Origin of the sequence: Streptoalloteichus tenebrarius, from assembly GCF_024171885.1 — a bacterium.
Classification (GTDB): Bacteria; Actinomycetota; Actinomycetes; order Mycobacteriales; family Pseudonocardiaceae; genus Streptoalloteichus; species Streptoalloteichus tenebrarius.
The window spans coordinates 139,381-165,557 of record NZ_JAMTCP010000008.1 but is presented as its reverse complement, the minus strand read 5'-3'; the positions used below and the strand labels follow the sequence as shown (position 1 = coordinate 165,557).

Sequence of the window (26,177 nt, the reverse complement as noted above, 5' to 3'; positions counted from 1 at the left end):
GGTTGCGCCGGACGGAGGAGGACGAGATGACCAGCGGGCTCGCCGAGGCATGGGAACGGTACTGGCACGACCTGCCGACGACACCGGGCGCGGCGCCGTGGGACGGGGACGCCACGGCGCACGTGGCCGAGCACGTGCCGCTCTTCGAGCCGTACTTCGAACGCGACCTGCCGCTGCTCGACATCGGGTGCGGCAACGGCAGGCAGACCCTGTTCCTGGGGACGTGCTTCCCCCGGGTGATCGGGCTCGACGTCTCGGAGTCGGCGGTGGAGCGCGCCAGGGCCGGGTACGTGCCGGACAACGTGGAGTTCCGCCGGCTCGACCTGCTCGACACCGCGGCGGTGGCGGACCTGTCCGCCGAGCTGGGCGACGCCAACGTCTACATGCGGGCGGTGCTGCACCAGCTCCCGCCGGAGAGCAAACTGGCGGCGGCGGCGAACCTGGCCCGGCTGCTGGGCGAGCGCGGCCACGTGTTCGCGCTGGAGCTCACGCCGGAGGCCGGCGACCTTCTCGACTCCGCGGCGGGAGAGGAGGAGGGAATTCCCAAGGTGAAGCGGGTGATGGGGTACGGGATCGTCGCCGCGCAGTGGTCCGACCTGAACGAGCGTCGCCTGCTGGAGGCGGCGGGCCTGCGCCTGCTGGAGACGGGACGGGTCACGCTGCGCACGACCGACCGGCTGGCGGACGGCAGCCCGTTGGACCTTCCCGCCGAGTACGCCGTGGCCACCCGCGCCTAGGGCGTCGCTGTCTGTTCGGTGGCTGACCAGATCATCATGCTGGTGATCGTGAGGGCGGCCGGGTAGGACTGGGCGGTCTGTCGTATCGGCTAGCCAGGCTGCGCCCTTGCGTGACGCGGTTGGTGCGACCTTTCACGGTGTTCGTGGTTCGCGCGGGTGTCGTGGGCCTCGTTGGTGAGCACCCGGTCTGGGTGGGTGGGGATGCGTCCAGACCAGGTGTGACAGGGGATGCCGGCCGTCAGACCGGTGAAGCGTGGCGCGGCGTGCAACACGGTGTCCACGTTGGTGGTCCGCTTTACCCCTGCTGGTGGGGTCGTCAGAAGCCTGCGCGTACTTCCGGTAACCGCGCTCAGCCTGCCGTCGGCTTGTCCACGCTGGAACCGGGACCGACTGTCATAGCCCCGAGCGTTCGGCCATGGGCGGCAGCGGCTTGATCCGTACTCACGCCTGTTCGGTCAGCTCCCCACGAGGCACCCAAGATCAACTACCAGACCACGGCCTGGCCGACGACGCCGGGGCGGGCCGCCCCACCTCGGGATGGGGCGGCCCGCCGACGGTCGCGACGCGGGGAACGGTCAGCCGACGACGTCGAAGGTCTCCGGGTCGGGGCCGTTGCGCTTGCCGGTCTCCAGCCGCGCGATGGTCGCCATGTCCTCGTCGTCCAGCTCGAAGTCGAACACCGCGATGTTCTCCCTGATCCGGGACGGGGTGACCGACTTGGGGATCACGATGTTGCCGAGCTGGAGGTGCCACCGCAGGACCACCTGGGCCGGCGTCCTGCCGTGCTTCTCGGCGACACCGGCGAGGGAGGCGTCCCTGAGCAGGTCTCCGCCCTGGGCCAGCGGCGCCCACGCCTCGGTCGCGATGCCGTGCCGCGCGTGGAACTCGCGCAGCTCGGTCTGCGGGAAGTTGGGGTGCAGCTCGATCTGGTTGACGGCCGGCACCACGCCCGTCTCCTCGATCACCCGGGTCAGGTGGTCCTGCGTGAAGTTGGAGACGCCGATCGCGCGGACCCGCCCCTCCTCGCGCAGCTTGACGAACGCCTTCCAGGTGTCCACGTACCGGTTCAGCGACGGGACCGGCCAGTGGATGAGGTACAGGTCGAGGTAGTCGAGCCGCAACTGCCGCAGGCTCTCGTCGAAGGCCCGCATCGTCGCGTCGTAGCCCTGCTCGCCGTTCCACAGCTTGGTGGTGACGAACAGCTCGGAGCGCGGCACGTCGGACTCGGCGATGACCCGCCCGACGCCCTTCTCGTTCTGGTAGATCGCCGCGGTGTCGATGCTGCGGTACCCGGCTTCGAGCGCGGCCCGGAGCGCGACGTCGACCTCCGCGTCCGGGACCTGGAAGACGCCGAAGCCGAGCTGCGGGATCTGCACGCCGTTGTTGAGCTCAACGTTGGGAACCGTGCTCATCAGGGAGAGTCCTCCACCATCACGTCCACGGGAAACAACGGTCATGACAACGCGGTACCACCCGAGAGGTATTTCCTCGGGTGACGTTGCTCTCGCCGGCACCCTACGCGCCCGGACCGGACCCCGGTACCGACCAATGGTCCGGACCACGTGACACCGGGGCGGGCTTCCCCGGCGTCACAACGGCTTCCCCGCACGCCGCCGCCCACACCTCGACGTCCACAGTGGACGCTTTCGGGTGACGGGGGCGCGGTCACCCGAACTGGACGGAGCGCTTCGACAGCCCGTACCAGTAGCCGTCGATGACACTCCGTTGCTCCTCGGGGCGGTCCAACGCCGCGCCCAACGCGACGAAGAGCGGGGCGAAGTGCTCCGTCCTCGGGTGGGCGGTCCGCGCGGCGGGCGCCTTGTGCCGGAAGTCCAGCAACGCGTCCACGTCCTGGGCGCTTAGGGCGCGCTCCACCCAGTCGTCGAACTCCGAGGACCAGGTGGGCGGGGCGTAGTCGGGTTCCCTGCCCAGGTCCACCGCCCGGAGGTTGTGGGTCATGAACCCGCTCCCCACGATCAGCACGCCCTGGTCGCGCAGCGGCGCGAGCCGACGGCCGAGGTCCACCAGGCCCCGGGGGTCGAGGGTGGGCATGGAGATCTGGAGCACCGGGACGTCGGCCTCCGGGTACATCTCGACGAGCGGGACGTACGCGCCGTGGTCCAACCCCCGCTCCGGCTCGTCGTGGACCGGGGTCGCCGGCGAGCGGAGCAGCTTGCGGACGTCCTCGGCCAGGCGCGGCGCGCCGGGCGCGGGGTACCGGACCTGGTAGTACCGCTCGGGAAAGCCCCAGAAGTCGTAGACCAGCGGCACGGTCGTGGTCGCCCCGACGGTGAGCGGGGCCTCCTCCCAGTGCGCGGAGACGATCAGGACCGCCTCGGGGCGGGGCAGGTCGGCCGCCCATCCGGCGAGCTGTCGCGTCCACAGCGGGTCGTCGGCCAGGGGCGGCGCGCCGTGGCCGAGGTAGAGGACGGGCATCCGCCCGCCCGGCGCGGTCGACGTGGTGGTGGCTGTGGTGACGGTGGGGTCCATGGCCGCCTCTTCCTGGGTGCCGAGGGTGACGTCCCCACCATGACCGGAGTTAGTTGAAACTTCAACCGCGTGCGCGCGGCGTCACGGACGGCGTGCCCCGACCAGTCGGGACTGGTACGGAGGAAGAGTGGAACTGCTGAGCAGCCGGGTGATCCTCCGGCCCCGCGACCCCGCCCGTTCGCTCGCCTTCTACCGCGACACCCTGGGCCTGGCCGTCTACCGCGAGTTCCCCGGCGGGACGGTGTTCTTCCTCGGCCAGGGCCTGCTGGAGGTGTCCGGCCGGGGCGCGTCCGCCCCGGGCGACGCCCTCGCGCTCTGGCTCCAGGTGCGCGACCTGGCCCGCACCGTCGAGGACCTGCGCGGGCGCGGCGTCCCCGTCCTGCGGGAGCCGCGCCGCGAGCCGTGGGGCCTGCACGAGGCGTGGATCAGCGACCCGGACGGGCTGCGGCTGGTGCTGGTCGAGGTGCCCGAGGGTCACCCCCTGCGCACCGACCTCCGCGACCCGCCACCCTCCTGACCGCGCCCCGGCCCCGAGGTCGCGCCGTCACCGCTCGCAGACCGCGAGCCACCCGATCGTCCGCGCCTCGGCGCCCTCCCCCTCGGGCTGTCGTCCGCTCGCCGCCAACAGCTCGTTCGGTGTGAACAGGCGGACGTGCCAGCCGTGGCCGCGGAGCCAGGCGACCGGGTCGTCGACGTGGGACCGCCACTCCGCCCTGCGCCGGGCCAGCTCGGACCGGACGCCGCTGAGCGTGACCGAGCCCTCGACCTCCCGGGTGATGTGCTCGACGACGAACCGCCCGCCGGGCGCGGTCCGCTCCCCGAGCGCGACCATCACCCGGTCCCCCTCCTCGGCGGTCAGGTAGTACAGCACGCCCTCGGCCGACCAGACGGTGCGCTCCGCGGGATCGAACCCGGCGTCGACCAGGGCCGTGGCCCAGCCGGCGGTGAGGTCGGCCGGCACCACCACCCTGCCCGAGCGCGGCGTGGCGGCGCACCGCTCCAGCACCGACTCCTTGAACTCCAGCACCGCCGGCTGGTCGATCTCGAAGACGGTGGTGTCCGCCGGCCAGTCGAGGCGGAACGCCCTGGTGTCCAGCCCCGCCCCGAGCTGCACGACCTGCCGGCAGCCGAAGTTGGCCGCCTCCACCAGGCTGTCGTCGAAGAAGCGGGTGCGCACGGCCAGGTAGTCGGCCAGCGCGGTCCGGCGGGCCCCCGACTCCATCGGCAGGTCGGGCAGGGCGGGCGCGGCGGCCGCGAACTCCGCCGCGTAGGGGTCGGTGAACAGCCGGTCGGGCCGACGGCTCTCCGCCGCGCGGGCCACCGCGAGCAACAGGGACGTGCTCCCCACGCCCTCAGCCGAGACCACCCGCATCACCGTCCGCCCGCGCGCCGCGATCCTCGCCGGGTCAGGCAGGGACGACGCGGGACCGAGGCGCGCCGAGCCGCCCGTCGAGCTGCGTCCTTCTTAACACCGATCGGGCCGTCCCTCACCCGTCGTGCCCCATTCGAATGATCTTGATCCTCCCGGTGGCCCAGCCGAAACCCGCGTGCGGCAGCGCCGCGACCTCCAGCACCATCCCCCGGGCGGCGGCCGGGTCGGGAGGGGACGTCGATGGCGCGCGGGCAGCGGTTGCGGGACAACCGGGACTTCCGGCTCTGGTGGGGCGGCACGGTCGTCTCCTCGCTCGGCGACGAGATCACGATCGTGGCCTTCCCCCTGGTGATCCTGCTGCTCACCGGGTCGCCGCTGCACGCGGGTCTGGTCGGCGCCGTGGAGGCGGTCCCACCGCTGGCGCTGGCGTTGCCCATCGGCGTGCTGGTCGACCGGACGTCCCGGCGCGCGCTGCTGGTCGGCTCGGCGGCGGTGAGCATGGTCTCGATCACCTCGGTGGCCCTCGCCTTCCTCGGCGGCGAGCCCGCCCTGCCCCACCTCTACGCGGTGGCCTTCGTCAACAGCCTGGCGTCGACGGTGTACCGGATCGCCGACACCGCGGCGCTGCCCCGGATCGTGGGGAGGGACCAGCTCGGCACGGCCGCCGGCCAGAACGAGGCCATCTGGGGCGTTTCCGCGGTGACCGCCCCACCCCTGGCCGGCCTGTTGTTCGAGTGGGCGCCCGCCGCGCCGTTCCTGGTCGACGCCGCGACCTTCGCGGTGGTCGCCGGGTGCGTCCTCGGCATCCGGACCCGTCTCGGCGCGGACCGCCCCTACCCGTCCGTGCGCTGGCGCCGGGACCTGACCACCGGGGCGCGCACGGTCCTGCGACAGCCGACCGTCCGCGCCCTGACCCTGCTGACCGTCGTCGGCGACGTCCTGTTCGCCGGGATCGGGCTGCTGATGATCGTCCTCGTGCGGGAGCACGGGGCCTCGGCCGCGCAGACGGGCCTGGTGCTGGCCGCGCCGGCCGTCGGCTCGATCCTCGGCTCGCTGCTCGCGTCCCGCCTGGAGGACCGGCTCGGCCTGCTGCCCGCGGTCGTCGGCAAGCACTGGGCCACCGCGGCGTTGTTCGCCCTGTTCCCGCTCGACCTGCCGAGCTGGGGTGTCGCGCTCGTGCTCGGCGCGATCTCCCTCCAGGTCGCGGTGCTCAACGTGATCCAGTCCAGGTACCTGATGAGCCTGGTGCCGCACGGGCGGATGGGTCGGGTGGAGGGGTTCCTCACCTTCCTGGGGGAGGGTGGGACGCCTCTGGGCTACGCGCTGACCGGCGCGGCGCTGGACCGGCTCGGCGCGCACGGGACCCTGCTGGCGTTCGAGGTCGTCCTCCTCGCGCTGGCGGTCGCGGCGACGGTCAGCCGGGGTCTGCGCGCGCCCGCCCTGACGGAGGCGGAGGAGGGCACGGGTCAGAGGTTGGCCTCGTAGGCGCGTCGGAGCCAGTTGAGCACGTCGTCGTCGACGTCCCCTGGCGCGGACAGCGGGATGCGCGTGTTGATCGTCTCGTTGCCCAGGGAGCGGGCCGCCAGCAGACGCCCGGTCGGCGCCTGGCCGGGGAGGCGGAGCCCGAGGTCGACCCGCTGCTTCGTGGAGGCGCGCACCAGGGCGAAGGTCCGGCGGGGCCCGACCAGCGCGACGTAGCCCTTGCGCGCCTGGACGTGCAGGGGACCGAGCCCGGCGGCCACCTCCACCACCCGGTCCAGGACCTCACGCAACGCGGGCCGGTCGGCGTACTGGCCCTCGATCAGCTCGTCGGCCGAGGCCAGCAGGTAGCCGGGGTAGCCGAAGCGCTCCATGACGAGCACCGTCTGCGGGTAGCCCGTGACGCCGCGCGTCGCGAGCCACTCCCGCAGCTCGCTCTCGGAGCGCGGCTCGGCCGACCGCACCCGTCGGTTCCACTCGGCCAGATCGACGCCGGTCCGTCGCCGGAGGAGTTCGGCCGTCCGGTCCCGCAGCTCCCGCCAGTCCCTGCGTTCCGCCATTCGGCCCTCCTCACTCACCAGATCAGCATGCGCCTCGCCGTCCCGAACGCGTGACGCGGCCCACGGGGACCGCGCGGACGCCTGGCGGGCGCCGCGGTCTGGCGGGTGTCCCGGGGTGGGCGCACCCTGGACGGGAAGGGGAGGTGAGCGTGATGCAGCCAGTCGGATGGCACGTCGAGGTGGAGTTCGACGAGGACGACTCGCACACCAGGGCGGCCGCCCTGCTCCGCCTGCGGGACGGCAGCGAGCTGCGGGCGAGGGGCCGCGCCAGCCGGGAGCCACGGGACCCCAACGAGCCCCGCATCGGCGAGGAGCTGGCAGGGGCCAGGGCGCTGATGGACCTCGCGCAGCAACTCATGGCCAAGGCGGGCACGGAGGTCAGCGACCTCGAACGCGCGGGGAGCTGACCACCGCGCCGGCGGTGGCGCGCCGCGTGATGACACGTGACGACGCGCGCGCTGAATTGCGCGCACATGATCCACGAATATGTCGGACCCGGCGGGAGAAGAGTCTGTTCGGGCTCTTGCAATTCGGCGCGCGGGCGCTCGCGATGTCCGCGGTTGACCAAGACGCCGGGGATCGACAGATCTGTCATACCGAGGGCGGTGTCCGTTGTGCGCGCGGTCGGCGCGGCCGACCGGCGGATCGACGGAGAGGGATCGATTCGCGCGCCGGCGCGAACACGGCGAGTGACGAATCGGCGGTGGAAGCGAATCGTGGGCGTCCCTCGGCGCCCGGCGGCGCCCATTTCTCGCCGGACGGCCGGAGGCGGGTTTCGGGCCGGACGCCCCCGGCGATCCGACCAGGGAGGTCGGAGCGAGGAGGCCGTCATGGGTGAGCTGTTGCTGCGCCGGTGGTGGATGCCGGTGGTGCGCGGGGTCGCCGCGATTCTCTTCGGCGTGCTGGCCCTGGTCTGGCCGGGCGTCACGCTGCTGGCCCTCGTGCTGCTGTGGGGCGTCTTCGCCCTGGTCGACGGGGTGGTCGCGCTGTCGATGGTGGCCACCGACCGCGGGGTGCCCGGCGTCGACCGCTGGACGTGGGGCCTGCTCGGCGTGCTCGGCCTGTTGGCGGGGCTGGCGGCCCTGGTCTGGCCGGGGATCACCGCGCTCGCGTTGCTGCTCGTCATCGCCGCGTGGGCGGTGGTCGTCGGGGTGCTCCAGATCGTCGGGGCGGTCCGCCTGCGCCGGGTGATCCGCAACGAGTGGCTGCTGGGGATCGCGGGCGCGCTCTCCGTCCTGTTGGGGGTGTTGCTGTTCGTCCAGCCGGGGGCGGGCGCGCTGGCGCTCGTCACGGTGATCGGGGTCTTCGCGATCCTGTGGGGTGTCGCGCTGGTGGTGCTCGGCCTCCGGTTGCGCGCCCTCACACGGGGAAGCACGGGGGCCATGTGAGCGAGTCGAGCACGACAGAATCACCCGAACAGAACAACGCATTGTAGCGGTGTGCGCGCGTATGGTGAAAGCAGCAGGTTGATTTGGCCACAAGAGCGCACGAATGCGCACAGCCGCTATAAACTGTGCGCATGACTGTCGCGCTGGAGACGGTGTTGGCGAGAGCTGGTCTGAAGGCCACCGCCGCCGAGTTCCTCGAACTGGTGGAGGACGCGGCCCGCAGGCTCGCCCCACCACACCCGACCCCCGGCGCGTACTTCTCCCCCGACCAGCGCGAGGCGTTGGCGGAGGTCGGCCTCGACCTCTCGCCGCGCGTCGACGGCGACCCAGACCCCAGGGCCAGGGCCGTGGCCACCCAGGCCGTCCTGCGGGACACCGCGTTGTCCGTGACCGAGGTCGCGGCCCAGCTCGGCGTCGACGCGAGCCGGATCCGGCACCGGCTCGCGGACGGCCGGCTGACGGGCTGGAAGGACCGGGGCGGATGGCGGCTGCCGGCGTGGCAGTTCGCCGACGCCAGGGTGCTGCCCGGCCTGGACGTGGTGCTCCCCGCCTTCCCGCCGGACCAGCCGCCGCTGGTGGTGGCCGCGTTCATGACCACCCCGCAGGAGGACCTGCCGATCGGCGACCGGCAGGCCACCCCCAGGGAGTGGCTGCTCGCCGGCGGCGACCCGCAACGCGTGGCACGGCTGGCGTCCGTCCTGGGCAGCCCGGCCTAGCCCGGGTTGACCACCCCCCTCCCGGCCCACGACGAGACGACTGGACGCGCATGGCACGGCTCCCCCAGCCGCCCCCTCCGGCTGTCCTCCAGGCGCTGCTGCGCCGCACCGAGGACGTGGTCGCGGTGCACCGCGCCACCCGACTGGTGCGGGTCTTCACCGCCGCCGGCCGACACCCGCAGCAGTGGAACACGTTCCGGTTCTCCGGTCCGCTGCCGCACGCCCGCTTCGACCCGCACCCCATCGCGCCGGACGGCAGTCCCAGCGGGACGAGGGAGCACGGCGTGCTCTACTTCGGCCTGTCGGTCCGCACCAGCGTCGCCGAGGTCTACCAGGCGACGTCCACTGTGGACAGACGAACCCGGCAGCCCCACCTCGTGGTGCTGCGGCCCCGCCGCACGCTGCGCCTGCTCGACCTGGCCGGGCTGTGGCCGACCAGGGCCGGCGCGTCGCAGGCGATCTCCAGCGGCCCCAAGGACAGGACGCAGGCGTGGGCCAGGGCGATCCGCGCGGCCTACCCCGAGCTGGACGGCCTGTGGTACCGGTCCTCGATGGACTCCGGAAACCCCGCGATCTGCCTGTGGGACCCGCCGGGCGCGAGCGCGCTGCCGGACACGCCGGACGTGTTACTCCCGCTGGAACACCCCGGCCTCGACCTCCCGCTGGCCCGGATCTGCGAGGAACTGAACTACACGCTCCTCGGGTGAGCCCTCGCCCTCCCCGCTCAGCCGAGTGATCGCGAGTACCGGACCTCCACGACGTCCTCACCGGCCATCCGCAGGTTCTGGACCACGTCGTCGCACCGCCAGCCGTGGGCCTCGTAGAAGCGGCGGGAGGGCGCGTTGTCGACGAGGACCCACAGCACGGCGTGGCGGAACCCCGACGCCGCCAGGTGTTCCCGCGCGTGCTCGTGCACCGCGTGCCCGGCTCCGGTGCCACGCAGGTCAGGTGCGGCGTAGATCGCGAAAAGCTCACCGGTGGGGAGATCCCGGTGGGCGTCGGCGTCGAGGCGGACGGCGCCGACCGAGCAGTAGGCGCCGATCCGCCCGTCCGCGCGCACCGCCACGAACAACGCCGTGGGCTCCGGTTCGCGGAGGAACCCGCTCCATCCCGCGGCGCGGCGCTGCTCGGACATCCCGTCGAGCACGGCCTGGGGCACGATCCCGCGATAGGCGGACCGCCAGGCCGCCACGTTGATCGAGGCGATCTCCGGGACGTCCTCCGCCACCGCGCGCCGGGTCCGCCACTCCATGCCGGTCATGGTGCCGGACGAGGTCGTCACGAGGAGGCGGAATCCGTCAGGCTGTCGTCGGCAGCCAGGTGAGGGCGTCCCTGGCGGCGGCCACGAGGTAGCCGGCGGCGGGCTGCCAGTCGACGCAGGTCGGCCGCGCGCCCGTGCGCTGGAACTCGTGCAGCGCCTCCCGGACGTCGGGCAGGGCCAGGATCGAGTTCGTCGGGAAGCGGAGCAGGCTGCCGCAGTCGGCGTAGAGCGTGGGCGGCTCGACCAGGCGCAGGGTCGAGCGGCTGAACCACGTCCCGCCGACGTCGGTGGCGTCGGCGACGAAGGACAGGGCGCCCACGCGCCCGGACCGGTCGACCACCACCCGGAGTTCGTGGTCGGGCATGCCCATCCCGCCGCCGGCGAGGTAGAGCAACGCGTCGTGGTCGGCCCGACGAGCGACGTCCCCGCCGGGATGGCCGGCGGGGACGCCCGAGAACAGGTCGTCGACGAGCTGGTCGAGCTCGTCGGGTGTGGACAGCAGGACCGGGCTCACGCCCCGCGGGTTGGCGTAGAACGCCTCGATCGTGTAGGTCACGGCCGGCAGATTGCTCCGTCCGAGGTAGGTATCTGGTCGCCAACCCGTACTCAACCGTTCCCGCTTCACCCGATCAGGGCTACTTCTGCCGGCCGAGCAGGTGCCGTTCCCACCACTCCAGGACCAGGTCGAACCGCTGCCTGCGGTGCCGGGGCCGACCCGACCGGGTCAATTCGTGCCCCTCTCCGGGGAAGAGGACCATCTCGGCCGCCACCCCGTTGAGCCGGAGCGCGACGAACAGCCGCTGCGCCTGCTCCACCGGGCACCGCCAGTCCGCCTCCGAGTGCACGACCGCGAACGGGATGCGGATGCGGTGGGCGTGCGTCAACGGGCTCATCGCGCGCTGCGCCTCGGGGTCGGGGCCGCAGTAGGCGTCCGCGAACCACCAGCCGATGTCGGAGGAGCCCCGGAAGGAGTCCCAGGCGTTGACGGCCCGCTCGCTCCACGCGGCGCGGAACCGGTGGCCGTGGTGGGCGGCCAGCCAGGTGGTGAGCAGGCCCCCGTACGAGCCGCCCATCACGCCGACCCGCTCCGCGTCGCACTCCGGGCGCTCCAGCGCGGCGTTGAGCAGGGCCAGGACGTCGTCGACGTCGACCGTGCCGAACCCGCCGATCACGGCGCGTCCGTGCTCCTGGCCGTAGCCGGCCGACCCCCGGGGGTTGGGCAGCACGACCGCGTAGCCGGCCGCCGCGTAGACCTGGGCCTCGTCGAAGAAACCCCAGCCGTGGTACTGGAACGGGCCGCCGTGCACGCACAGCAGGACCGGGTGCGGCCCCTCGCCCTCCGGCGCCACCAGCCACCCGTGCACCGGGTAGCCGTCCGGCGCGGTCGCGGTGATCTCGCGGGCCGGGCGCACGCCGGCGGCCCGCAGCGGCGCGCTCCAGTTCGTGAGGGTCCTGGCGGCGCCACCGGCCTCGACGAGGACCACCTCGCCAGGGGTCTCCGGCGTGGACACCACGGCCGCGATCCGGTCGCCGTCGACCTCGAACGCCCGCACCGCGGCCCGCTCGCCCACGAGCACCGGCAGGTCCGCCAGGGTCGCGCCCTCGGCGTCCAGCGGCACCCGGCGCAGCTCCACCGCTCCCCGGTCGCGCACGGCCACGACCACGCCGTCACCCATGGGCACGGGCGGACCGGCCAGTTGCTCGCAGTCGACCGTCTCCACGTCGGTGAGCCGACGCGGCGCGGCCTCGGCCACGCACTCCTCGCCCAGGCGCAGCGGCACCGCCCACAGGCCGGTGTTCCTGGCGACGGCGTGGATCCCCTCGAACTCGGAGCCGAGGTAGAGCAGGACGCCGTCCTCGGTCACGACCGGGTGCTCCGCCCGGCCGTGGGTGCGGACCAGCGTCGTCGCGTCGCCGCCGTCGGCCGGCACGGCGAGGAGGTCGCTGTGCAGGCTGTCCTCGGGCCGTTCGCCGTCCCGCTCGGTCTCGACGACCAGGTGTAGCCCGTCGGGCGTCCACGCCGGGCCGGAGACGCTGGTCGGGACGGTGGTGAGCTGGCGGGGCGCGGGGTCCTCGGCGGCGGCGTCGACCACGAAGAGCTGCGTCGGCCGGTCGAGCAGGAAGCCGACGTCGTCCAGGCGGTAGGTGAGCCGGGTGATGCGCCGGGGCGCCTCCGCCTCCGGCCCCACGCCCTCCTCGGTGCCGTACCGGCCGGGCTCGGGGACCCTGGCGACGAAGGCGATCCGGCGGGAGTCCGGGGCCCACACCGGCGAGCCGACGCCCAGCGGCAGGTCGGTGAGGCGGCGGGCCTCGCCACCGCCGGTCGGGATGACGTGAAGCTGGGGCCGCCCCTTCGCCCCCTTGCGGAGGAAGGCCACCCAGCGGCCGTCCGGCGAGACGCGGGGCGCGCTGTCGCGCTCGCCCCTGGTCCACTCCTCGGGGTCCCCGGGGCCGCCCTCGGCCCGGTCGAGGGGCACCCGCCAGACCGCGCCGCGCTGCTCGTCGGCGGCGAGGTCGGGCCAGGCGACGTCGACGAGGAGGAGGTCGCCGCGCAGGGCCGGCCGGCCGATCGTGGGGATCAGGGTGAGGTCCTCGGGTCGCATGGACGGCGACGCTACCCGATCGTTAGCAAGGCTCACGACCCCTCGGGCCGACTCCGCGCGGCCCACCACGACCGGGCCCCCGTCGACCGCCCCGGCTTCGCGGGGGCCGACGGGGGCCCGACGAGGAACGCGCGCTCAGCCCACCTTCTTGACCGCGCTCGGGTCGCGGCGGACCTTGAGCAGGCTCGCGACCGTCGTGATCGTGAGCACCACGACGATCACCGTCAGCGACACGGTGATGCTCACCGTCGGCACCGGCAGCGGCTGACCGCCGTTGAGGAACGGCAGCGAGTTGGTGTGCAGCGCCTCCAGGATCAGCTTCACGCCGATGAAGCCGAGGATCACCGACAGGCCGATCGACAGGTAGACCAGCCGGTTCAGCAACCCGCCGATGAGGAAGTAGAGCTGGCGCAGGCCCATCAGGGCGAACGCGTTCGCCGTGAAGACCAGGAACGGCTCCTTGGTGAGGCCGAAGATCGCCGGGATCGAGTCGAGCGCGAACAGCAGGTCCGTGGTGCCGATCGCGACCATCACCACGAACATCGGGGTGACCCAGCGGCGACCCTCGATCCGGACGAACGAGCGCCCGTCGTGGTAGGTGTCGGTCACCGGCAGCACCCGGCGCAGCACCCGCAGGACCGGGTTCTCCTTGAACTCCTCGTCGCCCTCGTCGTCGGAGGTGGCCAGCTTCCACGCGGTGTAGATGAGGAAGGCGCCGAACAGGTAGAAGACCCAACTGAACTGGGCGATGACCGCGGCGCCCGCCGCGATGAAGATGCTCCGCATGATCAACGCGAGCAGGATGCCGACCAGCAGCACGCGGTGCTGGTGGATCGGCGGCACCGCGAACTTCGCCATGATGATGACGAAGACGAACAGGTTGTCGACGCTCAGTGAATACTCGGTGATCCACCCGGCGAAGAACTCGCCGGCGTAGGAGCCCCCGGCGAACGCCCAGATCCCGACACCGAACAACACGGCGCACGCGATGTAGAAGACGACCCAGCGGGCGGCCTCGCCGACGGTGACCTCGTGCGGCTTCCGATCGACGATCACCAGGTCGACCGCGAGCAGGACCAGCAGGCCCGCGATGCTCGCGAACCAGACCCACACGGGCACGTTCATGTCCACCTCCGGTACAGGGCATGCGCCAGTGACCGGAGGTCTCTTCCACCGACGGCCAGCCGGTCGACGGCACCGGGACCCGGAGGTCCGTGATGACGATGCCGCCGCGAAGGAATACTCCCCTCCACGCTGGCCAAGATTGTCACTGACCCACGTCCCCGCACACCAGCGGGGGTGACCATTCACACGGTCTTGAACACGGAACGCACCCGGTTGGCGGCAGGCGCGCCGGATGCGGCGCCCCCAACCTGCGCGATTCAGACACAGTGGGTAGCCATTTCAGCACATTTTCCTCACTCACCGGAAGATAGATCACACTTTTGGCCTAATCGGGGGCGGACAGCGCCACACGGGTCGTGCGACCATCACCAGGTGGTCGTGACCGTGGTGGAGCTGCTGATCCGCAAGGGGGCGGAGGAGGCCTTCCTCGCCGCCTACCGCGACGCCTCGCAGCACGTGCTCGCGGTCGGCTGTCGCACCCTGCGCCTGGTCCGCAGCTCCAGCGACCCCCGTCGGTTCCTGGTGATCGGCGAGTGGGACTCCGTCGACGACCCCAGCGCCGTGTTCCAGGGCTCGGACGGCTTCGTGCGGTGGCGGGAGGCGGTCAGCGAGTTCTTCGCCGAGCCGCCGTTCGTCGACCAGGGCGTCCAGCTCCACTGCGAGACCGTCCCCGTCTCCCCCGACGGCCCCGCCAGCGCTGACAGGGCCGAGGAGGCTGGCGCCGCCGACCAACCGGCCGCCGCCAACGTCACCACCGCCGCCACGACCTTCGCCGACAACTGAGCCGCCGGCGCGGTAGCCCGACCCGGGCAGTCCGCGTGCGCGTCGCCACCCTCGGCGACGACCCGGGACGGGGAGTCGCAGGTCGGCCCGGTCCGGCGGGCTGGTGCCCCACGACGGGGCGTGGTCGCCTACCGTCGATCGTGTGGCCCCCTCCCCCCGCAGCCGCCGGACGCTCGCCCTGCTCGCGGTCGTCGTCGTGCTGGCCGGCGTCGCCGGCGCCGTGGTGTGGACCCGCGCCGACGACGGACCACCCCCGGTCCGCACCAGGGACGTGCGGATCGACGTGGCCGACGGCCCCGGCAGGGACCAGCCGGTCCAGCTCGACGCCACCCTCCACCTCCCCCAGCGCACCCCGGCGCCGGCCGTGCTCGTCGCGCACGGCTTCGGCGGCGACAAGGACGCGGTGGCCGCGGACGCCAGGGAGCTGGCCGAGCGCGGGTTCGTCGCCCTCGCCTACTCGGCGCGCGGCTTCGGCCGGTCCACCGGCCAGATCGCGCTGAACTCCCCCGACTACGAGGTGGCCGACGCCCAGCAGCTCCTGGACTGGCTCTCCCGGCAGCCCGAGGTCACCACGGACGCCCCCGGCGACCCGCGCGTGGGCGTGACCGGCGGCTCCTACGGCGGCGCGCTCGCCCTGCTGCTGGCCGGGGTCGACCCGCGGGTCGACGCCATCGCCCCCGTGATCACCTACAACGACCTCGGCCAGGCGCTGCTGCCCAACGCCGGCACCACGGGCAAGATCACCCCGAGGACGCCGGCCGCCGGCGCCTTCTCCGCCGACGGCGTGTTCAAGCGGAACTGGGCCGGGCTGTTCTTCGCGGCCGGCCTGGGTCCCGGCGGCGGCGCGACGCCGAAGGGCCAGGCGCCCGAGCCGGGCGCGGCCCCGACGCCCAGCCCGACGCAGGGCGGCCAGTTGGACCAGGGAAGCCGGCCGGACAGGGGCGAGGCCCCCAGGACCGGCCAACCCGTGCCCCAGCAGGGGCCGGCGACCTGCGGCCGCTTCCGCCCCGAGGTCTGCCAGGCGTACGTGGAGGTCACCACAACCGGCAGGGCCAGCGCCGCCACCGTCGAGCTGCTGCGGCGCTCCTCCCCCGCCAGCGTGACGGAACGGATCAAGGCGCCCACCCTGCTGGTGCAGGGCGAGCAGGACACCCTGTTCGGACTCGACCAGTCCGACGCCACCGCCCGCCAGATCGCCGCGGGCGGCGGCACGGTGAAGACCGTCTGGTACAGCGGCGGCCACGACGGCGGCAACCCGGGTCCGAGCGTGCGCGGCCAGATCGCGGACTGGTTCGCGTTCCACCTCAAACACACCGGCCCCGATCCGGGGACCGGCTTCGAGTACGCGGTGCAGGGCGCGTTCCGCAGCGGCGGCCCCACGGTCCGGGTCGCCGTGGCCGACCGCTACCCCGGCCTGGACGGGCCGGACGACCAGGGCGTGGAGCGGCGACCGGTCGCGCTGCGCGGCCCCGCGCAGGTCGTGCTCAACCCGCCTGGCGGCAATCCCGCCTCGCTCAGCTCGTTGCCGGGGCTCGGCTCCCGACTGTCCGGGGCCGGCTCGGGGGCCGCCGCCCTGGCCGGGGGCCTGGCCGCCGACGTGCCGGGCCAGACCGCGGTGTTCACCAGCGAGCCGGTCGACGCGCAGGTGCTCGTGACGGGGTCCTCCCGCGTGCGGCTGCGGGTCTCCTCGGTGCCCGGACAGCCCGCGACGGGCGAGGCGGTGCTGTTCGTCAAGCTCTACGACGTGGGGCCGGACGGTCGGCGCACCCTGCCCGGTAACGCCGTCGCCCCGGTGCGCGTCGGCGGTCTGCCGGCGGACGGCACGCCGGTCGAGGTCTCGGTGACGCTGCCCGGCGTGGTGCGGCCGGTGGAGGCCGGCCACCGGTTGCAGCTCGCGGTCACCACCACCGACCAGGGCTACGCCGGCCCCACCGCGCCCGCCGTCCACCGGATCGAGCTGGCCGGCGACGGGCAGCTCTCCGTGCCGACGGTGCCGGGCCGGCGGGCCGCCACCGGCGGGACGCCCGCCCTGCCGCTGCTGGGCGTCGGGATCGTGCTGGCGGTCGTGGCGCTGGTCGCGCTGGGCGTCGCGGTCCGCCGCCGGCACCTCGACGACGTCCACGAGGAGCTGGCCGACGTCCCCCTGGTGATCAGGGACCTCAGCAAGTCCTACCGGGGCGGCCTGAAGGCCGTGGACGGGCTGTCGTTCCGGGTGGAGCGGGGACAGGTGCTGGGCCTGCTCGGTCCCAACGGCGCCGGGAAGACCACCACGCTGCGCATGCTGATGGGCCTGGTCCGCCCGAGCACCGGCGAGATCAGGGTGTTCGGCCACCGGGTCCTGCCCGGCGTGCCCGTGCTGTCCCGGATCGGCGCGTTCGTCGAGCGCACGGGTTTCCTGCCGCACCTGTCCGGCCTGGACAACCTCCGGCTGCACTGGGCGGCCACCGGACGGCCCGCCGAGCAGGCCCACGCTGAGGAGGCGCTGGAGATCGCCGGGCTCGGGAAGGCCGTGCACCGCAGGGTCGGCACGTACAGCCAGGGCATGCGGCAACGCCTGGCGATCGCCCAGGCCATGCTCGGCCTGCCGGACCTGCTGGTGCTCGACGAGCCGACCAACGGGCTGGACCCGCCCCAGATCCACCACATGCGCGAGGTGCTGCGGCGCTACGCGGCCACCGGGCGCACCGTCGTGGTGTCCAGCCACCTGCTCGCCGAGGTGGAGCAGACGTGCACCCACGTCGTCGTCATGCACCACGGCCGGCTGGTCGCCGTGGGCGAGGTGGGCGAGATCGTGGACGGCGGGGAGGTCGCGTTCCGCGTCGACGACGTGGAGCTGGCCGCCGACGCGCTGCGCGGGCTGCCCGGGGTGGGCGCGGTGACCCCCGACGGCCAGGTCGTGCACGCCGACCTCGGGGTGCTGCCGCGGTCCGCGGCGGTGGCCGCGCTGGTCGCGGCCGGTGTCGCCGTCGACCAGGTGGGACCGCGCCGCCGGCTGGAGGACGCGTTCCTCCAGCTCGTCGGAGAGGAGGCGGTGGAATGAGCGAGGGTCACACCGGCCACGTCGTGCCCGAGCTGCCGGAGCCCGGCGGGGCCGGCCCCAACCCGGACGGCTCGGCCGAGGGCTACCGGGCGCGGCACACGCTGCCGCTGCGGGTGGAGCTGGTCCGCCAGCTCCGGCGGCGGCGCACGCAGGTCACGCTGGGGCTGCTCGCGGCGCTGCCGTTGCTGTTGTTGCTGGCCTTCGAGCTGGGGTCGGACGAGCGGAACCGCCGCTCGGGAGGTCTGGTCGACCTGGCGACCGCCAGCGGGGCGAACTTCGTGTCGTTCGCGTTGTTCGCCTCGGCCAGCTTCCTGTTCGTCGTCGTGGTGGCGTTGTTCTTCGGGGACACGGTCGCCAGCGAGGCGTCGTGGTCGAGCCTGAAGTACCTGCTGGCGATCCCGGTGCCCCGACATCGGCTGCTCCGGCAGAAGGCCGTCGTCTCGGGTGTGCTGTCGCTGCTCGCGCTGGTGCTGCTGCCGCTGGTCTCGCTCGGCGCGGGCGTGCTCTGGTACGGCACCGGCGAGCTGGTCACCCCGACCGGCGAGGCCCTGCCCTTCGGCGTCGCCGTGCTGCGGCTCGCGGTCGCGGTGGTCTACCTCGCCGTGCACCTGAGCTGGGTGGCCGGGCTCGCGCTGCTGCTCAGCGTGTCGACCGACGCGCCGCTGGGCGCGGTCGGTGGCGCGGTGCTGGCGTCGATCCTGTCGCAGATCCTCGACTCGATCACCGCGCTCGGCGACCTGCGGGTCTACCTGCCGACGCACTACTCGTTCGCCTGGTCCGACGTGTTGACCTCGGAGGTCGAGTGGACCGACATGGCGCGCGGCGCGTTCTCGGCCGTGGCCTACTCCGCGGTCTTCCTGCTGCTGGCTGGCCGGCGGTTCGCCACCAAGGACATCACGAGCTGACGGCGTCGCGGCCCCTGGCACCGCGCGTCGCGTGCCAGGGGCCGCCGCGACACGTTGGCCCGGGGCGCGTTGGCCGCGGGCCGCGAGCGGCGCCGACCGTCCGTGTCGAGGGCGTCAGCGCAGGGCGGCGAGGTTCGGGGCGCTGGGGTACTGCCGCCACCGCTCCTCGCTCACCTCGCTGACCGGCGAGGAGTTCAGGGCCGCCACCTGCTCCGAACCCACCAGCCACAGCCGCCCGTCGTCGAGCAGCATGCCCAGCGGGCGGCCCGGCGCGCGGACCGCGGGGACACCGGCCGACATCCTGGCGGTCACCGGCAGCTCCTCCAGGATCGCCGGGCGGTGGTCGAGGACGCGGACGGCCAGGGCGGAGGCCACGCTGCGCCGCTCCACCCGCACGAAACCGCCGCCGACCACCAGGTCCACCGTGCGTTCGGGGGACGGCACCGCGAAGCCCTCCAGCACCTCGGCCGCCCGTCCCCGGTCGCGGCAGGCGTTCACCCCGTGCACCTCCAGCCCGAAGTGGGCCAGGTCGGTCGGCACCTCCTGCGGCACCGAGACCGTGCGGGTGGCACGCAGGACGTCGATCGGGACCCGGCCGCACGGGTCCTCCCGCGACACGGGCGCGTGCCCGTCGGCCCGGCGCACCAGGCCGGGCCCCTCCCGCCACGGCCCCTTGACCACCAGCGGCTGGTACGGGTTCCTGGTGAAGTCCCTGTCCCAGAAGGTGATCGTGGTGCCCTGCTCGGTCTGGTGGGCGATCGCGAAGGCGTCGAGGGCGTCGACCCACATCCAGTCCGCGCTGAACGCGTCGACGATCGAGCGGGCGCGCGGGGCCTTCTCCGAGGTGACGGCGGTGAAGCCGGACTGCCCCAGCGCCTGCACCCCGGTCTGGAACGCCGGGTCCTTGGCGCGGAGCACGAACTGGCCGGCGCCGTTCCAGCCAGCGCCCTTCGCGCTGGTGTCGGTGAACATCAGGTAGAACCAGCCGTCGAGGTACAGCGCCGAGGGCTGCCCCGCGCCGTAGGCGTTCTTCCGGACGGTGTCGCCGGCCGGCGTGACGATCGGCTGGCCGTTGGCCATGCGGGTCCACGTGAGGCCGTCCGGGCTGCTCGCCACGCCGATGGCGTTGCCGTGCGCGTGGTCGTCGCTGGCCGCGCCCGTGTAGTAGAGGTAGTAGGTCCCGTCGACCTTGATCACCGACGGGTCGCAGGTGTGCATCCCGTCGAAACCCGAGCCGCTGCCGCTGAACACCGGCACGGCGGGCGCGCCACCGGCGGCGGCGAACGGGCCGTCGATGCTGGTGGACTCGGCGTGGAGCACGTCGTCGCCGGCCGGTCCCGCGCCGGGGAGCTGGCTGCACCACCACACCCGGTACCGCCCGCCCTCCTGGAGGACCGTGGGGCCGTAGTTGTACGGCGCGCTCGGGCCGCCCGAGGCGACCACGCCCTGGCTCTGGCGCGCCCGGTCGACCTGCAACGCCACCGCCGACGCCGGCCGGTCCTGCTTCTTGGAGGCGCTGGGCTGGCCCGACGCCGACGGCGCGGGCGGGGGCTCCTGCTGCGGCGAGCCGTCGGCGTTGCCGCACGCGGCGAGCAGCACGACGCCAAGCAGCGGACCAGCGGCACGCGGGGCTCGGCGCGGCTTGCGCATCGTGTTCCTGATCCTCCGTCAGCTCGGGTGTCCCGGCCCGTGCCGGGACCCGGGAGCCGATGCCGCCCGGGTCCCGTCAGTCTAGGGACCCCTGATCACCCGAGTGGGGGAGTTGGCCCGGTACTTCGTCACGCCTGCCTACCGGCCGTCACCGGGAACGGGCGCAGCGGCCGGTGACCCCGCTCGGAATCACCGAGCGGGGTGTCACTCGTGCGTGGTCACTCGCTGACGGTCTCCGCGAGCCAGCGGAGCGCGAGGGCGTACCCGGTGACGCCGAGACCGACGATCACCCCGGAGGCCACGGCCGAGATCAGGCTGTGGTGCCGGAACTCCTCGCGCTGGTGGACGTTCGAGATGTGCACCTCGACCAGCGGGGCGGTGAGCATGGCGCAGGCGTCGCGGACGGCGACCGAGTAGTGCGTCCACGCGGCCGCGTTGAGGACCACGGGAAGCCGCCGGTCCGCGGCCTCGTGCAGCCAGGCCAGCATCTCGCCCTCGTGGTCGGTCTGCCGGACCTCGACCTCCACGCCCAGCTCGGCCGCGGTCCGCTCGCAGAGCACCACCAGGTCGGCGTGCGTCGTGCGGCCGTAGATCTCCGGCTCCCGCGTGCCGAGCCGACCCAGGTTCGGCCCGTTGAGCACCAGCACCCTCACCGCAGCACTCCCTCGCCTCGGTCCGCCTCGGTCCGCCTCGGTCCCTCGCGCCGCCGGCCCCGGCGGCTCAGAGCAGGATCGTCCCACCGCCCGAGCCGCCCCCGGCGACGGCCGAGTAGGCCGCGGCGATCAACGTCGGGTCCGGCCCCTCCAGACGCCCCGGCTTGGCCAGGCCGTCGAGCACGACGAACCGCAGCACCCCGGAGCGGTTCTTCTTGTCGGCCCGCATGCCCTCCATGAGCTGGGGCAGCGCGTCGGCGTCGTAGGTGGTCGGCAGCCCGAGCGCGGACAGCACCGCGCGGTGCCGGTCGGCGGTCTCGTCGTCCAGCCGGCCGGCCGCCCTGGCCAGCTCGGCGGCGAACACCAGGCCGACGCTCACCGCCGCGCCGTGCCGCCACCGGTACCGCTCACGCCGCTCGATCGCGTGCGCCAGCGTGTGGCCGTAGTTGAGCACCTCACGCAGGTGCGACTCGCGCAGGTCCGCGGAGACGACGTCGGCCTTGACCTGGATGGCGCGGCGGACCAGCTCGCCGAGGACCTCCCCCGTCGGGTCGGTCGCCCGCTCCGGGTCCTCCTCGACCAGCTCCAGGATGCGCGGGTCGGCGATGAACCCGGCCTTGACCACCTCGGCCATGCCGGCGACCAGCTCGTTGCGCGGCAGCGACTCCAGGGTCGCCAGGTCCACCAGCACCGCCGTGGGCTCGTGGAACACGCCGACCAGGTTCTTCCCGGCGTCGGTGTTGATCCCGGCCTTGCCGCCGACGGCGGCGTCGACCATCGCCAGCAACGTGGTCGGCACGTGCACCACGCGCACGCCGCGCATCCAGGTGCCGGCCACGAACCCGGCGAGGTCGGTCACGGCCCCGCCGCCCAGCGAGATCACCACGCCGCCGCGGTCCATGCCGATCCGGCCGAGCACCTCCCAGCAGAAGCCGGCCACGGCCAGGCTCTTGCCGTCCTCGGCGTCCGGGATCTCCACGCGGTGGGCGTCCACCCCCGCGTTGGCCAGCTCCTCGCGCACCGTCTCCGCCGTGGCGGCCAACGTGGGCTGGTGCACGATGGCGGCGGTCGCGACGCCCTTCAGCGTCTCGACCAGCTCGCCGAGCAGACCGCGCCCGACCACCACGTCGTAGGGCCGCTCGGCGGCCACCCTGATGCGCACCGGTTCGGACATCACGATCCCTTCACTCTCCCCGCCGGACCGCTCCCCATCCCACCAGATGACCCCCGCCCGTGGAGGGACAGGTCCACGCGGCGAAGCGCCCGACCGCGGGCTCATGGGTCCGCCAGCTCCTCGACCGCCTTCCAGAAGGCGCGGAAACTGGGAGACGTGTTCCGCTCAGGTTCCAGGTGCGGTGCGATCCTCTTCGCCCACGTCGGCTTCGACTCCAGCCTGATGCCGGCATCCCTCAGGACACCCACGAAGGCCTCGGACGTCTTCTTCGCGGCACAATCCGGGTTGTTTCGGTAGGACGCGGGCGGACGCTCCGCGACCTGCGAGAAAGACCGCCTGACCGCCGTCCAGTCACCGAAGTACCAGTTTTCGAGCTCCCGCGCGGCGATGCGTGTGGCGACCACCCATTCCGTCGGAGAGGTGGCCCTCGTCACCAACCTGGCCGACCGCGCTTCCTTCTCCAACCGCTCCTTCAGTTGTGCGCAGTCGTCGCCGTCGCGGTCGATGAGCACGATCACCCGCACGTCTCACCCGGCGTGATCGGACGCGGTACGTCGAAATAACCCTCCTGCCAGAGGTGTCCGAGCTTCCCCCCACTTTCCAGCATGGCGCGAACCGACGGGTTATGAGCAGCCGGAACCGCTCGGGTGAAACCGTCGGACTCCCGGTACAACGCGATCACCTCGTTGGGCTGACAAGCGTTGACGAACTCGTGCGAATGCGTCGTGACCAACACCTGAGAGCGATCCGCTGCCTGCCGACAGAGGTCGGCGAGTCCGGGAAGCAGAGAGTGGTAGAGCTGGTTCTCGGGCTCCTCGATCCCGATGAACGGCGGCGGAGTGGGGTCGGACAGCAACACGAGATAGGCGAGCATCTTCACCGTGCCGTCCGAGGCGAACTTCGAGAGCACCGGCTGCTGGAACGGCTTGTCCTTGAAAAGGACGACAAGACGCCCGTCAACAGTGGTCTCGTAATCGGCTCGTTCCAGTCCAGGGACGGTGTCGCGCAGCGCCCCGAGCACGGACCGCAGCCGCGACGGGTCCCGCTGCTTCAGGTACTGAAGAACGTTTCCCAGGTTGTCGGCCGTGCGCGTCAACCGCTCCTGGGGGCCGGACCGGGGCACCCCCCGGGCCTCCTCGGACGAGAAGTACGAGAGATACCAGCCCGAGATGAACCGTCGCAGCGCCTCGATCCTCGGGTGCCCCTTGAGTTGTCCCAGAGTGTTCACCGCGAGCATGTCCGGCTCAGCCAACGCCTCCTCGCGGCGGCTTCCACTCCCCTCGTCGAAGACCTCGCCCTGGCCGTTCTCGAAGTTCAGGATGGACCTGCTCCGGCCCGGTCCTGGGTTCCCCTTCCAGCGCAGCGTCTCCCGCGAGACGACGGGACGCCCATCCCGCTCGTCGACCTCCAACTGATAGTGGAGCAACCGCCCCTGGGGGCCGAAGTCGGGAGGCCACTCGCGGTACTCCAGCTCCACCGCCACGGGACCGTGGGTTCCCCTGGACCTGATGTCACCGAGGCCGCCTCGTTCCTCGCAGGCGGCCCAGACCCCTTTGGAGAAGCAGGCGTCCAGGAAGGCGAACACGTCGAAGAGGGTCGACTTCCCACTCCCGTTCGGCCCGATGAGGACCGTCATGCCAGAAAGCTTCTCGAGCTGGATGTCCCGGAGCGCCCGGTACCTCCTCACCCTCAGGGTGATAATCCGCGGCGGGCGTGACCGCGTTCGGAGGGGAAGATCCCGGAAGCTCCCGCTGTCGCCGGTCGTCACTGTGTCCCCGCTCCTGTCACGGACGATTCGGGTTCATCGCATCACCGCGTCAGCCGCCGCACCCCGACAGGCCGGCCAGCACCGAGTCGGCCACCTCGTCGGGCGACCGCTCGTCGGTGGTGACCTCCACCGAGGCCACCTCGCGGTAAAGCGGGAGGCGGGCCTCCAGCAACGTCCGGAACGTCGCCCTCGGGTTCACCCCGGCCAGCAACGGCCGGGCGGTGGACAGGCCGGTGCGGCGCACGCCCTCGGCCAGGCCCACGTTGAGGAAGACGACGGGGTGCCCGGCGAGCCGCCGCCTGGTCTCGGCCGACAGCACCGCGCCGCCGCCGAGGGCCAGCACGCCGTCGTGCTCCGCCAGGGCGGCGGCCACGGCCCGCTCCTCCATGGCCCGGAACACCGGCTCGCCGTCCTCGGTGAAGATCTCCGACACGCTCCGGCCGGCCGTCGCCTCGACGTCGGCGTCGGTGTCGCGGAAGGCGACGCCCAGCCGCTCGGCCAGCAACTCGCCGATGGTGGTCTTGCCCGACCCCGGCGGGCCGACCAGGACGACCACCGGACTCATCGCCGGTCCTCCCCCTGGGCCGCCGACCCGGCCTCCTGGTCCACAGTGGACTGGGCTCGGCGCTCGGCCGCCGCGCGCAGCTCCGCGAGGTAGGACTCGGCGTTGCGCCGGGTCTCGGCGATCGAGTCGCCGCCAAACTTCTCCAGCACCGCGTCCGCCAGCACCAGGGCGACCATGGCCTCGGCCACCACCCCGGCCGCCGGCACGGCACACGCGTCGGAGCGCTGGCTGATCGCCACCGCCGGGCCCCCGGTTGCGACGTCCACAGTGGACAGCGCGCGGGGCACGGTGGAGATGGGCTTCATCGCGGCGCGCACGCGCAGTGGCTCGCCGTTGGTGATGCCGCCCTCCAGCCCGCCGGCCCGGTTGGACCGCCGGGTCACGCCGGTGACCCCGCCGGCCGGCTCGATCTCGTCGTGCGCCCGGCTGCCCCGCCGGCGCGCCGTGGTGAACCCGTCGCCGACCTCGACACCCTTGATCGCCTGGATGCCCATGAGCGCGCCGGCGAGCCGGGAGTCGAGCCGGCGGTCCCAGTGCACGTGCGAGCCCAGCCCCGGCGGCAGGCCGTAGGCCAGCACCTCGACCACGCCGCCGAGGGTGTCGCCGTCCTTCTTCGCGGCGTCGACCTCGGCCACCATCGCCTCGCTGGCGCGCTGGTCGAAGCAGCGCACCGGGTTCTCGTCGATCGCGGCCAGGTCGCCGGGGCCGGGCAGCACGGCGTCCTCGGGCACGTCGACCTCGCCGATCGAGACCACGTGGCTGAGCACCTCGACGCCCAGCGCCTGCCGCAGGAACGCCCTGGCCACCGTGCCGAGCGCGGTGCGCGCGGCGGTCTCCCTGGCGCTCGCCCGCTCCAGCACCGGCCGGGCGTCGGAGAAGCCGTACTTCTGCATGCCCGGCAGGTCGGCGTGGCCGGGACGGGGCCGGGTCAGCGGCGCGTTGCGGGACAGGTGGGCGATCTCGGCGGGGTCGACCGGGTCGGGAGACATGACCTTCTCCCACCGGGGCCACTCGCTGTTGCCCACGCGCACCGCCACCGGGCCGCCCATGGTGCGCCCGTGCCGCACGCCGCCGAGGAACTCCACCTCGTCGGCCTCGAACTTCATCCGGGCGCCCCGGCCGTGGCCGAGCCGGCGGCGGGCCAACTGCGTGGCCACGTCCGCGCTCGTCACCTCGACCCCGGCCACCAAGCCCTCCAGCACGGCGACCAGCGCCGGCCCGTGCGACTCCCCAGCGGTCATCCAGCGCAGCACCCCCCGATCCTGCCATGTCCCGGGCGGGGGACCGCCCGCGAGGTCACCACGGGGACGTCCGATCACCTGCGAAGACCGCCTCGCCGGGGAACGCGGCGACCAACCAGGTGGCGGCGAGGAGCCCGGGTCCGTGCGGCACCGCGCGCGCCCCGGGGGACGACGCCGGTCCGTCCCGGCACCGCGCCGGCGTCAGGAGGCCGAGGAGGGCGGTCAGCAGGTTCGCCCCGAACGCCGCGACGAGCAGGGCGGCCCAGTCCACCGCGGCCAGCACGGCGCCGAGGACCCCGGCGAGCTTCACGTCCCCCGCGCCCATGGCCGAGGGCGCCGCGAGGTGGACCAGCGCGTGGGCGCACCCGAAGACCGCCGCGCCGGCCAATGCCCGCCCGACGAGGCCGGGGCCGGCCCCGCCCCAGGCCGCGACGCCGAGGAGTGCCGCCACGCCGGGGTAGGCGGGCAGGGTCAGGGCGTCGGGGAGCCGGCGGCGGGCCAGGTCCGTCGCGGTGAGCAGCACGGCGAGCCAGCCCAGTGCGACGGGAACCGGCGCCCATGTCGGCGTGAGGTGTCCCGCCGTGGCGCGGGCGCCGACGACGGCGGTGAGCCCGCCGACGGCGATCTCGCACCATGGGGGTCGCACGGCGACACCGCGTCGGAGCCG

Annotated in this window: 26 protein-coding genes; 10 read left to right on the top strand and 16 right to left on the bottom strand. The window is 73.4% G+C overall.

The annotated features are described in order from the left end of the window. Positions 1-26: 26 nt before the first annotated feature. The gene (locus tag LX15_RS10735) at positions 27-737 is read left to right on the top strand and encodes a class I SAM-dependent methyltransferase (protein ID WP_253669371.1); all 711 of its coding nucleotides are present in this window, start codon (positions 27-29) and stop codon (positions 735-737) included. A 575-nt stretch (positions 738-1,312) separates the two neighbouring features. Here LX15_RS10735 and LX15_RS10730 read toward each other — a convergent pair. Both LX15_RS10730 and LX15_RS10725 read right to left on the bottom strand, forming a co-directional pair. After that, entirely contained in the window at positions 1,313-2,149 is an 837-nt protein-coding gene (locus LX15_RS10730; protein WP_253669370.1) for an aldo/keto reductase, read from the bottom strand. Between the two features lie 253 nt (positions 2,150-2,402). Further along, positions 2,403-3,227 (bottom strand): dioxygenase family protein, encoded by an 825-nt coding sequence (locus tag LX15_RS10725; protein ID WP_253669369.1) that lies wholly within the window; start codon positions 3,225-3,227, stop codon positions 2,403-2,405. 127 nt (positions 3,228-3,354) lie between these two features. Here LX15_RS10725 and LX15_RS10720 point away from each other — a divergent pair, with 127 nt between their 5' ends. Then, positions 3,355-3,744 carry a VOC family protein gene (locus tag LX15_RS10720; RefSeq protein WP_253669368.1) on the top strand — a complete coding sequence of 130 codons (390 nt, stop codon included), beginning with the start codon at positions 3,355-3,357 and terminating at the stop codon, positions 3,742-3,744. 27 nt (positions 3,745-3,771) lie between these two features. Here LX15_RS10720 and LX15_RS10715 read toward each other — a convergent pair whose 3' ends face one another. After that, positions 3,772-4,593: an SAM-dependent methyltransferase gene (locus tag LX15_RS10715; RefSeq protein ID WP_253669367.1), complete on the bottom strand. Its 822-nt coding sequence runs from the start codon at positions 4,591-4,593 to the stop codon at positions 3,772-3,774. Positions 4,594-4,839: 246 nt separating this feature from the next. Here LX15_RS10715 and LX15_RS10710 point away from each other — a divergent pair, with 246 nt between their 5' ends. Then, positions 4,840-6,084, top strand: coding sequence for an MFS transporter (locus LX15_RS10710; protein ID WP_253669366.1), 1,245 nt, complete (start codon positions 4,840-4,842; stop codon positions 6,082-6,084). Here the strand turns inward: LX15_RS10710 and LX15_RS10705 are convergent. Beyond that, positions 6,066-6,638, bottom strand: a complete 573-nt coding sequence (locus tag LX15_RS10705; RefSeq protein ID WP_253669365.1) for a DUF5655 domain-containing protein — start codon at positions 6,636-6,638, stop codon at positions 6,066-6,068. The two genes, LX15_RS10710 and LX15_RS10705, sit on opposite strands and share 19 nt — an antisense overlap. Positions 6,639-6,790: 152 nt before the next feature. Here LX15_RS10705 and LX15_RS10700 point away from each other — a divergent pair, with 152 nt between their 5' ends. From LX15_RS10700 to LX15_RS10685, 4 genes are all read left to right on the top strand, one after another. Continuing rightward, on the top strand, positions 6,791-7,045 hold the full coding sequence (locus LX15_RS10700) for a DUF1876 domain-containing protein (RefSeq protein WP_253669364.1): 255 nt from the start codon (positions 6,791-6,793) through the stop codon (positions 7,043-7,045). Positions 7,046-7,468: 423 nt separating this feature from the next. After that, entirely contained in the window at positions 7,469-8,026 is a 558-nt protein-coding gene (locus LX15_RS10695) for an HdeD family acid-resistance protein (protein ID WP_253669363.1), read from the top strand. Between the two features lie 131 nt (positions 8,027-8,157). Beyond that, complete coding sequence (locus LX15_RS10690; RefSeq protein ID WP_253669362.1) at positions 8,158-8,742, top strand: MerR family transcriptional regulator; 585 nt, start codon at positions 8,158-8,160, stop codon at positions 8,740-8,742. A 50-nt stretch (positions 8,743-8,792) separates the two neighbouring features. Continuing rightward, entirely contained in the window at positions 8,793-9,449 is a 657-nt protein-coding gene (locus LX15_RS10685; protein ID WP_253669361.1) for an RES family NAD+ phosphorylase, read from the top strand. A gap of 17 nt (positions 9,450-9,466) precedes the next feature. On the opposite strand, the gene LX15_RS10680 is transcribed toward LX15_RS10685, so the two are convergent. The 4 genes from LX15_RS10680 to LX15_RS10665 all read right to left on the bottom strand — a co-directional run bounded on the left by LX15_RS10680 (position 9,467) and on the right by LX15_RS10665 (position 13,731). Beyond that, complete coding sequence (locus tag LX15_RS10680) at positions 9,467-10,024, bottom strand: GNAT family N-acetyltransferase (RefSeq protein WP_253669360.1); 558 nt, start codon at positions 10,022-10,024, stop codon at positions 9,467-9,469. A gap of 16 nt (positions 10,025-10,040) precedes the next feature. Next, positions 10,041-10,559 carry an Imm1 family immunity protein gene (locus tag LX15_RS10675; protein WP_253669359.1) on the bottom strand — a complete coding sequence of 173 codons (519 nt, stop codon included), beginning with the start codon at positions 10,557-10,559 and terminating at the stop codon, positions 10,041-10,043. Between the two features lie 79 nt (positions 10,560-10,638). Further along, positions 10,639-12,606, bottom strand: coding sequence for a S9 family peptidase (locus tag LX15_RS10670; protein ID WP_253669358.1), 1,968 nt, complete (start codon positions 12,604-12,606; stop codon positions 10,639-10,641). 135 nt (positions 12,607-12,741) lie between these two features. Continuing rightward, positions 12,742-13,731 carry a TerC family protein gene (locus LX15_RS10665; protein WP_253669357.1) on the bottom strand — a complete coding sequence of 330 codons (990 nt, stop codon included), beginning with the start codon at positions 13,729-13,731 and terminating at the stop codon, positions 12,742-12,744. A 372-nt stretch (positions 13,732-14,103) separates the two neighbouring features. On the opposite strand from LX15_RS10665, the gene LX15_RS10660 reads away from it, so the two are divergent. The 3 genes from LX15_RS10660 (at position 14,104) to LX15_RS10650 (ending at position 18,459) form a co-directional block, all read left to right on the top strand. After that, complete coding sequence (locus LX15_RS10660; RefSeq protein WP_253669356.1) at positions 14,104-14,514, top strand: putative quinol monooxygenase; 411 nt, start codon at positions 14,104-14,106, stop codon at positions 14,512-14,514. A 142-nt stretch (positions 14,515-14,656) separates the two neighbouring features. Then, a complete protein-coding gene (locus LX15_RS10655) occupies positions 14,657-17,554 on the top strand; it encodes an alpha/beta fold hydrolase (RefSeq protein ID WP_253669355.1) in 2,898 nt (965 codons plus the stop codon). Continuing rightward, a complete protein-coding gene (locus LX15_RS10650; RefSeq protein ID WP_253669354.1) occupies positions 17,551-18,459 on the top strand; it encodes an ABC transporter permease in 909 nt (302 codons plus the stop codon). The genes LX15_RS10655 and LX15_RS10650 overlap by 4 nt, the downstream gene beginning before the upstream one ends. Before the next feature lie 114 nt (positions 18,460-18,573). On the opposite strand, the gene LX15_RS10645 is transcribed toward LX15_RS10650, so the two are convergent. The 8 genes from LX15_RS10645 to LX15_RS10610 form a co-directional block, all read right to left on the bottom strand. Then, the gene (locus LX15_RS10645) at positions 18,574-20,109 is read right to left on the bottom strand and encodes a glycoside hydrolase family protein (protein WP_253669353.1); all 1,536 of its coding nucleotides are present in this window, start codon (positions 20,107-20,109) and stop codon (positions 18,574-18,576) included. 218 nt (positions 20,110-20,327) lie between these two features. After that, a complete protein-coding gene (aroQ, locus tag LX15_RS10640; RefSeq protein WP_253669352.1) occupies positions 20,328-20,762 on the bottom strand; it encodes a type II 3-dehydroquinate dehydratase in 435 nt (144 codons plus the stop codon). Positions 20,763-20,829: 67 nt separating this feature from the next. Further along, positions 20,830-21,936 (bottom strand): 3-dehydroquinate synthase, encoded by a 1,107-nt coding sequence (aroB, locus tag LX15_RS10635; RefSeq protein WP_253669351.1) that lies wholly within the window; start codon positions 21,934-21,936, stop codon positions 20,830-20,832. A gap of 101 nt (positions 21,937-22,037) precedes the next feature. Beyond that, a complete protein-coding gene (locus tag LX15_RS10630) occupies positions 22,038-22,460 on the bottom strand; it encodes a DUF4276 family protein (protein WP_253669350.1) in 423 nt (140 codons plus the stop codon). After that, a complete protein-coding gene (locus LX15_RS10625) occupies positions 22,451-23,704 on the bottom strand; it encodes an AAA family ATPase (protein ID WP_253669349.1) in 1,254 nt (417 codons plus the stop codon). The genes LX15_RS10630 and LX15_RS10625 overlap by 10 nt, the downstream gene beginning before the upstream one ends. Before the next feature lie 49 nt (positions 23,705-23,753). Beyond that, positions 23,754-24,269 carry a shikimate kinase gene (locus tag LX15_RS10620; RefSeq protein ID WP_253669348.1) on the bottom strand — a complete coding sequence of 172 codons (516 nt, stop codon included), beginning with the start codon at positions 24,267-24,269 and terminating at the stop codon, positions 23,754-23,756. Continuing rightward, the gene (aroC, locus tag LX15_RS10615; protein ID WP_253669347.1) at positions 24,266-25,522 is read right to left on the bottom strand and encodes a chorismate synthase; all 1,257 of its coding nucleotides are present in this window, start codon (positions 25,520-25,522) and stop codon (positions 24,266-24,268) included. Before aroC ends, LX15_RS10620 begins: the two co-directional genes overlap by 4 nt. A gap of 43 nt (positions 25,523-25,565) precedes the next feature. Further along, positions 25,566-26,156, bottom strand: coding sequence for a prepilin peptidase (locus LX15_RS10610; RefSeq protein WP_253669346.1), 591 nt, complete (start codon positions 26,154-26,156; stop codon positions 25,566-25,568). Positions 26,157-26,177 lie beyond the last annotated feature (21 nt).

Coding starts and splice junctions, on each gene's coding strand:
- LX15_RS10735 (WP_253669371.1), top strand. CDS start 27: ATGACCAGCGGGCTCGCCGAGGCATGGGAACGGTACTGGCACGACCTG.
- LX15_RS10730 (WP_253669370.1), bottom strand. CDS start 2,149: ATGAGCACGGTTCCCAACGTTGAGCTCAACAACGGCGTGCAGATCCCG.
- LX15_RS10725 (WP_253669369.1), bottom strand. CDS start 3,227: ATGGACCCCACCGTCACCACAGCCACCACCACGTCGACCGCGCCGGGC.
- LX15_RS10710 (WP_253669366.1), top strand. CDS start 4,840: ATGGCGCGCGGGCAGCGGTTGCGGGACAACCGGGACTTCCGGCTCTGG.
- LX15_RS10705 (WP_253669365.1), bottom strand. CDS start 6,638: ATGGCGGAACGCAGGGACTGGCGGGAGCTGCGGGACCGGACGGCCGAA.
- LX15_RS10700 (WP_253669364.1), top strand. CDS start 6,791: ATGCAGCCAGTCGGATGGCACGTCGAGGTGGAGTTCGACGAGGACGAC.
- LX15_RS10695 (WP_253669363.1), top strand. CDS start 7,469: ATGGGTGAGCTGTTGCTGCGCCGGTGGTGGATGCCGGTGGTGCGCGGG.
- LX15_RS10690 (WP_253669362.1), top strand. CDS start 8,158: ATGACTGTCGCGCTGGAGACGGTGTTGGCGAGAGCTGGTCTGAAGGCC.
- LX15_RS10685 (WP_253669361.1), top strand. CDS start 8,793: ATGGCACGGCTCCCCCAGCCGCCCCCTCCGGCTGTCCTCCAGGCGCTG.
- LX15_RS10670 (WP_253669358.1), bottom strand. CDS start 12,606: ATGCGACCCGAGGACCTCACCCTGATCCCCACGATCGGCCGGCCGGCC.
- LX15_RS10665 (WP_253669357.1), bottom strand. CDS start 13,731: ATGAACGTGCCCGTGTGGGTCTGGTTCGCGAGCATCGCGGGCCTGCTG.
- LX15_RS10650 (WP_253669354.1), top strand. CDS start 17,551: ATGAGCGAGGGTCACACCGGCCACGTCGTGCCCGAGCTGCCGGAGCCC.
- LX15_RS10645 (WP_253669353.1), bottom strand. CDS start 20,109: ATGCGCAAGCCGCGCCGAGCCCCGCGTGCCGCTGGTCCGCTGCTTGGC.
- aroB (WP_253669351.1), bottom strand. CDS start 21,936: ATGTCCGAACCGGTGCGCATCAGGGTGGCCGCCGAGCGGCCCTACGAC.
- LX15_RS10620 (WP_253669348.1), bottom strand. CDS start 24,269: ATGAGTCCGGTGGTCGTCCTGGTCGGCCCGCCGGGGTCGGGCAAGACC.